Genomic DNA, 14508 nt, shown 5'->3' with positions numbered 1-14508 from the left:
GCGCTCTCACATTGCGTATAATTCGTCATTATTGTTTATTGTGTTTACGTCCATAGACCAACCAAGTGATCAAGACGCAGGCGATATAAAATAGAACAAAGATTTTCATGGCTCCGGCAGGTGAGCCAGTCATAGCCAGTGATGTACCGAAGGCTTTAGGAATAAAGAAGCCACCAATTGCACCAATTGCAGAGATAAAACCAAGCGCAGCGGCACTTTCTGTCACCGCTTCTTTTTGAGCAGCTTCATCGGAAGCACCTTGTGCTTTCATACGATCAACGGTGATTTTTCTAAACACCACGGCAATCATTTGGAATGTAGAACCACTACCTAAACCCGCGGTCAAAAACAGCACCATAAAGACACCATAGAAAGCGATAAATGAGCCACCAGTTCCATTTTCAGGTAGTGTTAAGAAGAGTAGAGCCGAGAATATCGCCATAATGATAAAGTTAATCAGCGTGACTCGAATGCCCCCAAATTTATCTGACAATGTACCGCCTACAGGGCGAGCTAAAGCACCTAATAAAGGCCCAAAGAAGGCATAATGCAAAATAACGATATCTGGGAATTGGGTTTTAGATAACATCGCAAAACCCGCTGAAAAACCGATAAAAGAACCAAAAGAACACAGGTATAAAATACTTAATAACCAGAGATGACCGCGTTTTAAAACAGGTAATTGCTGGCTTAAAGACGCTTTATTCGCAGCAAGGTCATTCATACCAAACCATGCGGCAACTGTCAGAATAAGCAAGAAAGGAACCCAAATCCACGCGGCATTTTCTAACCATAAACGTGAACCATCAGATTGCACAACGCCTGGACCACTAAACATTGCAAAAACGCCAACACCTATCACTAAAGGTGCGACTAACTGCATAACGCTCACACCCAGATTACCTAATCCACCATTTAATCCTAACGCACCACCTTGACGGGCTTTAGGGAAGAAAAAGCTGATGTTTGCCATACTCGACGCAAAGTTTGCCCCAGCAAAACCACATAATAATGAAATGACAATAAAGGTTGAGTAAGACGTTGTGGTGTCCTGTACGGCAAAGCCAAGCCAAATACAAGGAATGATCAAAAAGACGGTACTGATTGCAGTCCATCGACGCCCACCAAAGATAGGAATAACAAATGAATAAGGAACACGTAAAATAGCACCAGAAACAGAAGGAAGCGCCGTCAGCATAAACAGCTGATCTGTGGTAAAGTTAAAACCTACTTTGTTTAAATTGACTGCAACGGCACTAAAAAGCATCCAGACGCAGAATGATAAAAGTAAACAAGGAACAGAAATCCATAAATTACGTGAAGCGACCTTTTGACCAGTCTTTTCCCAAAAAACTTTATCTTCAGGATGCCAATCTTCGATCACCCCTTTTCTTATTTTTTCTGGGTGTTGAGTGAGTGCCATAACAACCTCGGTTAACGGTTAAATTGACACCTTTTTACGATTAGAATTGTTAATAAGTCATGATCTGTATCAAGCAAACATTTGTTTGTTTTTTAAGCTAAAGTAACTATTTACACCTAAGTATTAATAGGATTAACCCTACTTTTTCATTTTAAATTATAATGTTAAATGAAAAACATGATAATTTAGCGGAGAAATTACCCCCGTCGGCTATTTAGAGGTAATACTTTAGTAGTATATGACATTTGATACTTTTTTAAGGCAAGATAGCGACTGAATAAATTTGGAAAAACAACAATGACCACGCATAAAATCCAATGGCACTACCGTTTTTCAATTATTAATCAAATCGCAATATTGATGTTACTTTTCACCCTACTAGGTGTGGTAGGCATGGCAATTTCTAACCATATTATTTTAAGTGTACAAGGCAACGCGCACGCGATTAATAAATCAGGATCTTTGCGTATGCAAAGTTATCGCTTGTTATCTGCGTTACCTCTGGATGAGCAACACCGTTATTACCTTCATGAGTTAGAAACTGATTTAGACAGCGATGAGTTACTTCAAGTCCTGAGCAACGCATCATTACAATCACAATATGCTCAGTTAAATACTTATTGGAAAGAAACCTTAAAGCCAACTTTGCTCTATGCTCACCAACGAGATGATGCAAAACAAGAGGTCGCCTTTTTTGTTTCTCAATTAGATAAATTAGTATTAAGCATAGATCAGCTAACAGAACAAAAAATAAGGCTGGTGGCTTACACTCAACTTATATTTACCGCACTCACACTATTACTATTATTTGGCTCCGTCTGGCATTTCCGTCGTCGTTTATTGCATCCTTGGCAACAATTAATGGAAATGGCGAATTCAATTGGTCATGGTAATTTCTCAGCACGCTTCCACCAGCGCGATCATCATGATGAGATTGCGACATTAGGTATCGCACTTAATACTATGTCAGAAGAGCTTTCAACGCTCTATAGTGAATTAGAGAAAAGAGTGATTGAAAAAACACATGATTTACAACAAAAAAATAAAGTGCTCTCTTATCTTTATCATTCAAGCCAGCAATTACATTCCCCGGCACCACTTTGTGCTCGATTAAGACAGATACTATTTGAACTTCAACAAATTATTCCTGATACCTATTTGCAGATACGTTTGTATGAGGATAATCATCACACATTATTTAATGAGATCAGTTTAGAGCCACACTCACGTCCTGAACATTGCCCAGACCAACAATGTGAGCGCTGTGATGAAACCGTTTCAGCCACTATTCCACTAAGCCGTGAACTATTACATTGGGAATTAGCAGATCAGATCCATCGTTATGGGTTATTTGTTATGCAGTTACCAGAACATACCGCCCTGACAGATGAACAGAATAATTTAATGTTATTGCTGACAAAACAAATCTCCGCCATGTTGGCAATGGAACAACAAAATGAGCAACAGCAACAGCTTTTACTCATGGATGAGCGCTCTGCAATTGCCCGTGAATTGCATGACTCCATCGCACAATCACTTTCATGTTTAAAAATGCAAGTCAGCTATTTGCAAATGCAGTCAGAAACCTTACCAGATAATTGCCAAAAATTACTTAAAGAGATGCGAGAAGAGCTTAATGTTGCTTATCGCCAACTAAGAGAATTGTTAACTACATTTCGTTTAAAACTCACTGAACCTGGATTATTGGCCGCATTAGAAAGTACGTTGAATGAATTTAATCAGCGACTTGGATTTACTATTAATTTTGACTATCAATTACCCGCAAAGTGCGTAAATTCACATCAAAGTATTCATGTAGTTCAAATTGTGCGTGAAGCATTGAATAATATATTACAACATGCCAATGCCAACTGGGCTGAAGTCTCATTGTCTCTTGATAATGGCATTATTGAACTAAAAATTAACGATAATGGTGAAGGAATTAGTCCTAACCCTGAAAAATTAAATCATTATGGCCTTATTATTATGCGCGAACGCGCAAATAGCCTAAATGGTTCTTATACTATAAAAGTACGTGAACAGGGCGGTACTCAAGTGTTTGTTAAATTTCCATTAATCACTACTCATAAAGACCCTGTCTAACATGGAGCAAGTCGTAATGAATAACATGGGCTCACCCACAGAAAAAGCGACAATTTTACTCATTGATGATCACCCAATGCTACGCAATGGCGTAAAGCAACTCTTAAGTCTTGATACAACATTAACTGTCGTTGGGGAAGCGGGTGATGGTATTCAAGGTGTAAAGTTAGCTGAAGAATTAGATCCTGACTTAATATTATTAGATCTGAATATGCCAGGAATGAATGGTTTTGAAACCCTTGATCAATTGCGATTAAAGTCATTATCAGGAAGGATCGTCGTGTTTAGTGTATCAAACTACAGCGATGATTTAGTGACTGCGTTAAAACGTGGTGCTGATGGCTATCTTTTAAAAGATATGGAGCCTGAAGAATTGTTAGCAGCACTAAAACAGGCGGCAGCTGGAAAAATGGTTGTCAGCCCTGCATTAACGCCTATTTTAGCGGAATCATTACGTGAAGATCGCTCTGAAGGTGAGCGTGATATTGAGCAACTCACCCCACGCGAACGCGATATTTTAAAACTAATAGCGCAGGGGCTATCTAATAAAATGATCGCACGTAAACTCGATATTACGGAGAGCACGGTCAAAGTACACGTTAAACATTTACTGAAAAAGATGAAGCTAAAATCTCGTGTTGAAGTTGCTGTTTGGGTTCATCAACAACGGGTCGATTAATCAAAATTAGGTACAATGGGCTGATGAGTACTCATCAGCTCAACTAACTCTTTCGCCCCTTTTTGTAGTGACTCTCCTTTTAACCACATGGCATGAATAGGTAATCGCAATTCATTTTTCGTGTTTTTAAACTGAAGCTGTTTTAATTTACCTTTCTGCAATTGTGTATAAATTAGCGAATACGGTAAATTACCCCATCCCATTCCGGCTTCAACCATACCTAATGCCATTTGAAAACTATCGGTTTGCCAATAATTTGTCGCGACTAATGAGCGCTCATCTCTAAGCTCTTTGGTATGGCTAGCTATCATTATTTGGCGAACATTTACTAAATCCTCAATAAATACGCCTGAAGGATGTGCTAGCGCAATATGGCTCGCGGATATCGTTGCCACTAATGACTCAGAGCCAAGATATTGAAACTGCTCATCACCATTCACATACAAGCCACCATAAACTAGGCTCAATTGAATTTTATGTGCATGTAACATCTCAATAATGTCATCTTGTGCCGCGGTTATCACATTCACATTAAGTAATGGATAACGTTGCGTTAATTCTGATAACGCAGGTAATAGATAATCAGGATTAATATCAGCCGCAACACCAATATTTAAGACACTTTCGAGATCCATCGAAAGCTCTTGTGCATGCACTTGTAATAATTTTAATTGTTCTGCGATCATTCTGGCATGAGGCTCAAGTGCCTTCGCTTTTTCGGTCGGCTGAGGCTCTCGTGATGAACGCTCAAAAAGTGCATAACCTAATTCAGCTTCCATATTGGCTATCGCCATGCTAACCGCAGAGGGAACGCGTTTTAATGAACGTGCAGCTGCAGAAAAAGAACCTTTATCCATCACGGCTAAAAATATCGCAATATGTTCACTTGAAAACTGCATGTTCACTCCTGATATTTCAGTTAAATTGATACTAGCTGACTTTTTCTGTCATTCTTGCTGATTTATCTTACGATGCTTAACAACTCTAATCCACAGAAAAAGAGAGAGCAATGCAAGGTATCAAACGAAAAATTGTCTACGTAACAGCTTATGAGATTTTTGGGTGGGTTATTTCATCCGTCGGACTTGCCCTTTTAGCTGATAGCTCTACAGCGGTAACAGGCCCATTAGCGCTTGTGATAACAACAATCGCGGTGAGTTGGAATTTTATTTATAACTGCATGTTTGAATTTTGGGAGAGTCGACAAGTTTCAAGAATTCGAACTTTTAGGCGCCGTCTTGTCCATGCGATTGGATTTCAGCTAACACTGGTGGTCTATTTAATTCCATTAATTGCCTGGTGGCTTAATGTTTCGTTATGGCAAGCGTTAGCGATGGATTTTGCGCTCATCCTCATCATCCCTTGTTATACCTTCACTTATAACTGGGTATTCGACAAAGTGTTTGGTTTACCTAAATCAGCATTACCTGAGAATGTTCCCACAGCCTAGGCGATAAACGCATTGAGAAGAGTGATCCTATGATGGTTCACTCTTTAACAGGATAGATATCTTCTAAGGCAAATTGCTCAATACCGCCTTCTAACTCACAGCGACCTAAACCAATATTTTTATCATCAGCCGTTGTTCTTCTTAACAATTTACCCGTCACTTGAGAAAGCGTTGAGTCAATTTCAATCACACGGTAATACTCTTTCATATAGCTCTCTTCACCTAGCGCCATATAAACTAAAAATTCATCACCTATTTTAATGTTCATCTCGTTGTACTTACTCTTAGTCGTTAATCTAATGATGATAGACTAGTTTAGTCTAACGAAAGGTGATAAGAGAAAAATTGACTCACTCGATATTACATTAAGTTAATTTATTAACTTCCAACTCATCATAATGATGCTGATCAGAATAAATGATAGTGTTATGTATTGAAAGAAACGCTCTGATAAATACACTAAAAGATAGCGTGCTAGCGGAATAGAAAGCAATGAACCTAAACAGAGGATAAGAGCGGTATGTACGTCGGTATAACCACCAGCACTATAAGCGATAGCTGAACCACCAGAAAGAATGGTCGTGATAAAAATAGAAGTACCTATCGCCTCTTTAATCCCCATTTGTGCAAACCGCATTAATACAGGCAATACCACTAATCCCCCTCCCACTCCCGTTGCTCCAAGCACAAACCCCGCACTCATTCCTGGTACAAATAAGGAAGAAAAAGTCACTGTAGAAGGTGGTGGCAAAACAATTAGAGGATCTGAAATTGCTGACCTTCTTATCATTCGCTGTAAAAATAAGATCAATGAAAATACGATAGCAACGATCATTAAAATATTAATCGCTGATTCAACACGATCGTAATATTGAGGTTGTGATCCCAACCATGTCACACCATAACTCGCTAAAAATGTTGCTGGAAACATTATCCCTAAGATTAATAGTGCGGGTTTTAATGGAATATTACCTAACCGAAAATGAATATAAGAAGACGAAAGTTTCATTAACATCGATAGCAAATTAGCCGTTGCCACTGCCGCTAATGCATTCATGCCAAAAAGATAAATCAGGACAGGCAATAAAATAACACCTCCTCCAACACCAGTCGTTGTAATAACTAACCCTATTGCAGCGCCAATAAGCAGTTGTGAGACGAGTAACATCTTATTTCCTTTTGCTGATAATTTAGCGAGCCTAGATTATAGGCAAAATAACTTATAACCAAAAGGAATTAGATATAACAAATAGATATATAAATAAAATTATTATAAAAAAGCCCCTTAATACGAAATTTACTCATATTAAAGGGCGACGTCTAAAGATTAATATTACCCTTATTAATCAATATATTAATTTTTAATACATCTAATTTATTTCAGCTAAAATAGTTTCAGCAGAAAAATAATCACCTGTTTTAGCTTTTTGTAATAATACCCCGCCACGAGATGCAACCACCTGAACTTCCATTTTCATTGCTTCCATAATAGCGATGACATCGCCTTCTTTAACTTTATCACCATCAGATAAGATCCAGCTATGTAATACGCCAGAGATTGGCGCTATCACAGCTTTTTCATTCTCTTCTTTTTCATGACTAGCTTTAATAGCTGTTGGTATTGCCACAGAGAGCGAAAGTAATTGAGCAGGTAAAGCCAGTTCATGACGACGACCATCAATTTCAATAAAAGTACGAACAAGCTCTTCATTTTTTGCAGGTGTGCTACGAGGGAAATGGGTATTTTTTGCCTGAAAATCTGTTTCAATCCAACGGGTATGCACTTTGAAATCTTCAGTAAAATCGGCATGCTCCATCATTTCACAATGGAAAGGCAATACACTTGCTACCCCTTCAATTTTAAATTCGGATAATGCTCGACGAGCCCGTGCAATAGCTTGTTCGCGAGTTGCACCTGTCACTATCAATTTTGCCATCATAGAATCGAATTGGCGTGAAACCTGATTATTGTCAGTAACACCACTATCAACTCGCACACCTGGACCTGAAGGCTGAGAAAAATGCGTAATTAAGCCTGGTGTAGGTAAAAAACCTTTGGCGGGATCTTCTGCATTGATCCTAAATTCAAAAGAGTGACCCCGAGGAACAGGCGTTTTATCAATACTTAGCGGTAAACCTTCAGCAATACGTAACTGCTCGATCACTAAATCGATACCCGCCGTTTCTTCTGTAACAGGATGCTCCACTTGTAAGCGTGTATTCACTTCTAAAAATGAGATAGTGCCATTTGCACTTAATAAAAACTCAACTGTACCTGCACCCACATAACCTGCTTTAGCACAAATATCTTTAGCCGACAGGTGAATACGTTCACGTTGTTCGTCTGTCAAATAAGGTGCAGGCGCTTCTTCAATAAGCTTTTGATTACGACGTTGTAGTGAACAATCTCGTGTCCCGACAACCACAACATTGCCTAGTTTATCGGCAATAATTTGCGCTTCAATATGACGAGGTTTATCTAAGAATTGTTCAACATAACATTCGCCACGGCCAAATGCGGTCACTGCTTCCCGTACTGCGGAATGGTAAAGTTCTTCAATTTCTTCCATTTTATGGGCAATTTTTAAGCCTCGCCCACCACCACCAAAAGCGGCTTTGATGGCAACAGGTAAACCATATTGCTTGGCAAAATCTAATACTTCTTTAGCATCATTAACGGGATCCGCAGTACCATTAACAAGAGGAGCACCAACTGATTGCGCAATCTTACGCGCTTTCACTTTATCGCCAAGTACCTCAATCGTTTCAGGATTTGGCCCAACCCAAATAAATCCGGCTTCTTGTACCGCAGCTGCAAAATCCGCACGCTCTGAAAGAAAACCATAGCCTGGGTGGATCATAGTCACTTTATTTTTACGTGCGATATCAATAATTTTATCGATATCTAAATAGCTTTCTTTCGGTAAGTTGCCATTAAGTCCATAAGCTTCATCAGCAAGACGAACGTGTAGTGCATCAATATCATCATTGGCGTAAATAGCGATGGAAGTCGCACCATAGTCCTGACAAGCTCGAATAATACGAACTGCAATTTCACCTCGGTTTGCAATAAGTACTCTATGCTTCACTCGTTGTTTTTGGTTAATTGTTGTCATGAGTGGCATTCTCCTATCAATATTCTTGAAATTCGGTAATTGGATTAAAACGAATTTTAGCGTTAACAGGGATCTGCCCTGCGAGTGGTAAGTGATATTCAGCAACAGCGCCAATAACAGGATATCCTCCTGTTAATGGGTGATCGTTAAGAAACAAAACAGGTTGCCCATTAATCGGAACTTGTATTGCACCAATGCAGGTGCCTTCACTCGATAATTCTTGTTGTTCCTCACGCACAAGAGGTGTTTCGCCCAATAAACGTAAGCCAATACGATTAGATTGTGGTGTGACCTGCCATAATTGAGAGGTCAGCGTCTTTATTGCATCTGCGGTAAACCAGTCCGTACGAGGCCCTAAAACAACATCGAGTGTAACGATATCCCCTTCTTTTGGTAGAGTTAATGTCGGTTGTTCCTCCACAATAATACTGTTTGATGCACTTTCATTATTAAGGTGAAGTACATCTCCTTCTTGTAGAGCATGAGGGCCAATTTGCGCTAAGGTATCAAAAGACTGACTGCCTAAAACTTTAGGTAATTCAAATCCCCCTCTCACAGCAAGATAGCTACGCACCCCAGTTGTTGGTATACCTAAAATAATTTCATCACCACGACGAACATCAATAGGTTGATAGTTCGATGGATATTCACTCTCACCTGACTCAGATTTTAGTAAAATAGAACAATTCGCTCCAGTTAAGGCAATAACACAATCTTGTCGTGCTTTAAGTGTCAGTCCACCTTGGGTTATCTCGAGTGCAACAAAAGTTGTGGGATTACCCACTAAACGATTAGCCGCATGTAAAGCGGGTTTATCAAGTGCACCTGAAGCAGATACTCCCATTGATGCAGCACCAATACGCCCTTCATCTTGAAATAATGTCTGTAACCCTGCTGAAATAACATATAGCCCTTTATCATTTAATGAGAGCGGGGAAGCGACTATGGCTTTTTTCTCCGGTAGTGAAACGGTTATCGGTGATTTTTGTGCATCAACAAAATGCACTTCATTTCCCGGTAATAAAAAGGCAGGCTGTTCGCGGGAAAGATCCCACATTTTTATTTCCGTAGTTCCGATTAACTGCCAACCTCCGGGGCTTTGTTGTGGATATACACCACTAAATTCACCGGCTAATCCTACTGATCCGGCAGGAATTCGCGTACGCGGTGTTTTACGACGAGGCACATAAAGTTGGGTTTCATCTGCAATCAAATAGGCAAACCCCGGTGCAAAACCAGTGAATGCAACTTGATAGGTTTGTTCTGTATGTCTACGGATCACTTCACTGGTAGCGATCCCTAATAATTCAGCGACCTCATTAAGATCCTCACCTTGATAATGAACAGGGATAGTTAATGATTGCGCTTGATGTGCTGATACCACTTTGACTTCTAATTGTCGAAGTTGAAACACAAGTTCTTCAGCCGTGATTAGCCATGGCGTAAAGTGAATTAAGAGTGTTTTCGCCGCGGGTACAATGTCTTGAATAGCTGCAATATCCGCTTGTTTAACGGATTCATACAATGCGAGAGTCTCTTTTAAAGAAGATAGCTCAACTAATAAATGCGATAAATTAACAGGTAAAAAGCGCAAAGCATCTTCCTCCCTTATACGTGATAAGCTACATCAGGCACATCAGTAATAAACATATGTCCTGGTGCATGACTTAATGCAAAGGGAACACCCGAGCGCATTACCGTGGCTTGAGGTGTTACACCACAAGCCCAAAATACAGGGATCTCACCTTGTTCAATTCTCACTGGTGCACCAAAATCTGGCGACATGATATCTTTAATACCAAGCATTTCAGGTGAACCTATATGTACCGGTGCACCATGTACCGAAGGAAATCGACCACTGATCATTACCGCATCAGCAACTCTATCAGCCGGAATAGGACGCATTGAAACCACTAATTCACCTTCTAATCGCCCTGCTGGACGACACAAGCGATTCGTTTTATACATCGGGACATTGCTGTTATCTGTGATATGACGAATTTCAATCCCCGCTTCTAACATGGGCGTTTCGAAAGTAAAACTACAACCAATAAGAAACGTAACAAGATCGGGATGTTGTGCCCAAATTTCAGTAGCATCCGTAATTTCATCCGCTAATTTGCCATTTTCCCAAACACGGTAAAGAGGAATGTCAGTACGCAGATCGGCACCTTTCGCTAAAACAGTACGATAACTACCTGATTCACAAACATCTAATATCGGACAACTTTTAGGATTACGCTGAGCATAAAGTAAGAAGTCAAATGCCCAATCACGAGGCAAACTAATCATATTAGCTTGTGTCATTCCTCTCGCCATTCCTGCTGTTGGTATCGATAAGCCATGACGAATGGCTAATCGAGCCTCTTGTGCTTTGGTGATTGCATCAGCCGTTGCTTTCATTAAGTTTGTCATATTTAGCTCTCACTTTTCAGTAAATCAGGCGCAAATGGTTTAATTGCAACGCCATGATTTAGCAAAGTTTCTTTTACGCTTTTAGCTAAATTGACTGCATCAGGACTATCACCATGAACACAAATAGAATCTGCTTCTATAGCAGTAAAAATACCTTCTATAGACTCAATTCCCCCTTCTTGTACAAGTTGCAACATACGTTGTGCAACACGTTTCGGATCATGTAAAACAGCGCCCTCTTTTTTACGAGAAACCAGCGTACCATCAGCGTGATAAGCTCTGTCTGCAAATGCTTCCGCTATTACACGAAGCCCTTTTTCTTTTGCAAGGGTAATCAAAGATGATCCCGCTAAAGCAACTAAGGTAAGTTGAGGGTCAATCGCAAGAATAGCCTCAATAACCGCAATTGCTTGGCGTTTATCATGAGCTATTGTGTTATAAAGCGCACCATGCGGTTTAACATAAGTCACGTTCATACCAACAGCTTTAGCTAATCCTTGCAAAGCGCCTATTTGATAAATCACATCAGCGGTTAATTCATCACTAGCGATATCCATATTACGACGGCCAAAACCTACTAAATCAGGATAGGCAACATGTGCACCAATCGCGACACTATGCAGTTTTGCCGCTTTTAATGTTTTCAGAATTCCCTCAGGGGATCCCGCATGAAAACCACAGGCAATATTGGCACTACTGACTATTTCGAGTACCGAATCATCATTGCCCATGCTCCATTGACCGAAGCTTTCACCTAAATCACTGTTTAAATCGATGGCATTTATCATTGTTATTATTCCTTTAAACAATCTTGAGGTAGTTGAAAATCGCACCTACTGACATGATGCCCATATACCAAGTCAGCAAACAGACTAAAATGCCTGACCATAACAGCCATGCTGGATATTTATAGCCATTCATTAAGTCTTGACGACGCCATGCAACAAAAATAAACAGCGTCATACCAATAGGTAAAATCAAACCATTAAAACCACCTGCAAAGACTAATAAAGCCGCAGGGGCTGTTCCCATCATCATGTAAATAGCTAATGAAACAGCAATAAAGATAATAGTTGCGATATTACGTTGGCGCTCTGTGATCTCTTTTTTAAACACTGTAATAAATGACATAGAAGTGTAAGCAGCACCAATAACACTAGTAAGAGCCGCGGCCCATAAAATAAGACCAAAGATACGTAATCCGGTTAAACCCGCAGCATGCTGAAATGCTTGAGAAGCAGGATTTGCAGCATGACTAGAAATATCTAATGTTACGCCACTAGCTACAACACCCAAAATAGCAAGGAATAAAATGTAGCGCATCAATCCAACAACTAAGATACCTTTCGTTGCGGCACTCGATACCGCTTCAATGTTCTCAATCCCCGTTGTTCCTTTATCAAGAAGACGATGAGCACCGGCATAACAGATATACCCTCCTACTGTCCCGCCAACAATAGTGGTAATTGTGGCAAAGTTAATAGAATCAGGTAAAACCGTTTGTTTTAATGCTTCACCAAGAGGCGGATTAGAAGCAAACATGACAAAAACAGTCAGTAAGATCATGACAAGGCCAAGAACAATAATCATACGGTCAATAAAATTACTGGCTTTACGCGAAGAGAAAATATAGATCGCAAGTAATGCACTTAAGATCCCTCCCCATTTAGGATCTAGCCCAACCATAGCATTAAGCCCTAATCCTGCGCCTGCTATATTACCGACGTTAAAAACCAAGCCACCGAAGATAACTAAGATTGCTAACAAATAACCACTACCTGGAATAGCTTTGTTGGCAATATCTGAAGCGCGCATATTGGTTACCGTGATCACTCGCCAAATGCTTTGTTGCACAATAAAATCAATCACGATCGACGCTAAGATCCCAAATGCAAATGCAGCCCCCATTGTCGCTGTAAAAGTTGCAGTTTGTGTAATAAAGCCGGGACCTATTGCCGAGGTTGCCATTAAAAAAATAGCGGCAATCAGTGAAGAACGTCTATTTTTTATAAACGAAGTTGGAGCTGTATTTGCAGAATCTTGTGTAGCCATAAGCTACCCCCTTTATCATCATTATTTTAATTATTATTACTAAGGCAATTTACATGCCATTGTTGAGCATGAACACGTAATTGTTAATCATCTGATATTAGATTGTTGAACAATTAATAATAATAGATGAATAAATAAGCAAATAGATTTAAATATGAGATGATAAAAGTGTAAAGAAGATCGCATTTTTAACATTTTCTTGACAATTGGTGATAGTTTATTCGTATTAAAAATGCACGAGAATGAGGCATAAAAAGAAAAGATGCACAAAAATAGTGCGTTTAAATGAAGAAAAATAAATTTGAGTACTAAAAATTGACGAACAAAAATTCAATTTTGTTAATAAAAAGAAACAGAAAGTAACAACGTAGAGGGTGATAAGGGCAACATACCGCGACAATAGAGGTTATATATTGTAAAGCTCACTGATAGAATAGATGTTTCTATTAAGCTAATAGCAGAAGATAATGCAGAAAAAAACATCACCACAAATTCTTTCTCAAAAAGTCGCCAATATTATTCGGCAAAAGATCACTATCGGAGAATTACCTCCTGGCGAAAGGCTTTCAGAAACCGCATTAAGTGAAACGCTAGAGATATCTCGTAATACTTTAAGAGAGGTTTTTCGTGTTCTAACTCAAGAAGGGCTTTTAACTTATAAACCTAATCGTGGTGTTTTTGTTTCAGTGCCAGATATGGCCTCGATTATGGATATTTATCGTGTAAGACGGTTAATTGAGTGTGATGCGTTACGACATTCTTATCCTATGCACCCTGCCATTATTAAAATGCAAGATAATGTTAATCAAGCAAAAAAGTTTCAAAAACAACAAGATTGGAACAGTGTAGGAACCTGTAATATGCATTTTCATACCGCTATCGTTGAGCTTTCTGATAGCCCCAGATTATTTAAACAGTACCAACTTATTTTAGCAGAATTGCGCTTAGCATTCGGTTTATTAAATGATCCTCAATTGCTACATGCACCTTATATTGAGAAGAATGAACAAATTTTAATGCTTTTAATGGATGGAAAAGCACAAGAAGCAGCAATAGCAATGGAAGACTATTTAGAAATTTCAGAAAGAACGGTACTAGCAGCATTCTCTCGTCATAATTTTTGTTAATTATTCATTAATAATAGAAATAAAAATGCCCTATATCGGGGGCATTTAATTTTCTCATCATTTGTTCTATTTAAAAGTACAAACGCAAAAAAGCCAACCCAGTGGGTTGGCTTTCTCGTCTTATTTAATGCCTGGCAGTTCCC

General features: G+C 39.3%; 13 protein-coding genes. 4 read left to right on the top strand and 9 right to left on the bottom strand.

The features are described 5' to 3' along the window. Positions 1-28: 28 nt before the first annotated feature. Positions 29-1423, bottom strand: a complete 1395-nt coding sequence (locus GWJ05_RS00065) for a NarK family nitrate/nitrite MFS transporter (protein WP_087802876.1) — start codon at positions 1421-1423, stop codon at positions 29-31. 297 nt (positions 1424-1720) lie between these two features. On the opposite strand from GWJ05_RS00065, the gene narX reads away from it, so the two are divergent. After that, a complete protein-coding gene (gene narX / locus GWJ05_RS00060; protein WP_036933173.1) occupies positions 1721-3526 on the top strand; it encodes a nitrate/nitrite two-component system sensor histidine kinase NarX in 1806 nt (601 codons plus the stop codon). A gap of 25 nt (positions 3527-3551) precedes the next feature. Further along, positions 3552-4205, top strand: a complete 654-nt coding sequence (narL, locus tag GWJ05_RS00055) for a two-component system response regulator NarL (RefSeq protein ID WP_082239485.1) — start codon at positions 3552-3554, stop codon at positions 4203-4205. Here the strand turns inward: narL and GWJ05_RS00050 are convergent. After that, a complete protein-coding gene (locus GWJ05_RS00050) occupies positions 4202-5104 on the bottom strand; it encodes a LysR family transcriptional regulator (protein WP_036933176.1) in 903 nt (300 codons plus the stop codon). The two genes, narL and GWJ05_RS00050, sit on opposite strands and share 4 nt — an antisense overlap. 110 nt (positions 5105-5214) lie before the next feature. Here GWJ05_RS00050 and GWJ05_RS00045 point away from each other — a divergent pair, with 110 nt between their 5' ends. Further along, a complete protein-coding gene (locus GWJ05_RS00045) occupies positions 5215-5655 on the top strand; it encodes a PACE efflux transporter (protein ID WP_036933177.1) in 441 nt (146 codons plus the stop codon). Positions 5656-5692: 37 nt separating this feature from the next. On the opposite strand, the gene GWJ05_RS00040 is transcribed toward GWJ05_RS00045, so the two are convergent. The 7 genes from GWJ05_RS00040 to GWJ05_RS00010 form a co-directional block, all read right to left on the bottom strand. Then, positions 5693-5923, bottom strand: a complete 231-nt coding sequence (locus tag GWJ05_RS00040) for a hypothetical protein (protein WP_036933178.1) — start codon at positions 5921-5923, stop codon at positions 5693-5695. Positions 5924-6025: 102 nt separating this feature from the next. Further along, a complete protein-coding gene (locus tag GWJ05_RS00035) occupies positions 6026-6823 on the bottom strand; it encodes a sulfite exporter TauE/SafE family protein (RefSeq protein WP_103004985.1) in 798 nt (265 codons plus the stop codon). Between the two features lie 202 nt (positions 6824-7025). Next, positions 7026-8771, bottom strand: coding sequence for an acetyl/propionyl/methylcrotonyl-CoA carboxylase subunit alpha (locus tag GWJ05_RS00030; protein WP_087802870.1), 1746 nt, complete (start codon positions 8769-8771; stop codon positions 7026-7028). A gap of 16 nt (positions 8772-8787) precedes the next feature. After that, the gene (locus GWJ05_RS00025; protein WP_103004983.1) at positions 8788-10365 is read right to left on the bottom strand and encodes an urea amidolyase family protein; all 1578 of its coding nucleotides are present in this window, start codon (positions 10363-10365) and stop codon (positions 8788-8790) included. Positions 10366-10379: 14 nt separating this feature from the next. After that, entirely contained in the window at positions 10380-11186 is an 807-nt protein-coding gene (locus GWJ05_RS00020; protein ID WP_161680867.1) for a putative hydro-lyase, read from the bottom strand. 2 nt (positions 11187-11188) lie between these two features. Further along, a complete protein-coding gene (locus GWJ05_RS00015) occupies positions 11189-11974 on the bottom strand; it encodes a LamB/YcsF family protein (RefSeq protein ID WP_161680865.1) in 786 nt (261 codons plus the stop codon). Positions 11975-11987: 13 nt separating this feature from the next. Beyond that, positions 11988-13238 (bottom strand): NRAMP family divalent metal transporter, encoded by a 1251-nt coding sequence (locus GWJ05_RS00010; RefSeq protein WP_036933187.1) that lies wholly within the window; start codon positions 13236-13238, stop codon positions 11988-11990. A 467-nt stretch (positions 13239-13705) separates the two neighbouring features. Here GWJ05_RS00010 and GWJ05_RS00005 point away from each other — a divergent pair, with 467 nt between their 5' ends. Next, entirely contained in the window at positions 13706-14365 is a 660-nt protein-coding gene (locus tag GWJ05_RS00005) for a GntR family transcriptional regulator (protein WP_036933188.1), read from the top strand. The last annotated feature ends 143 nt before the right edge of the window (positions 14366-14508 follow it).

Source organism: Proteus sp. G2626 (assembly GCF_009915985.1).
Classification (GTDB): Bacteria; Pseudomonadota; Gammaproteobacteria; order Enterobacterales; family Enterobacteriaceae; genus Proteus; species Proteus vulgaris.
The sequence above is the reverse complement of the archived record's forward strand: the minus strand, read 5'-3'. Positions and strand labels throughout refer to the sequence as shown.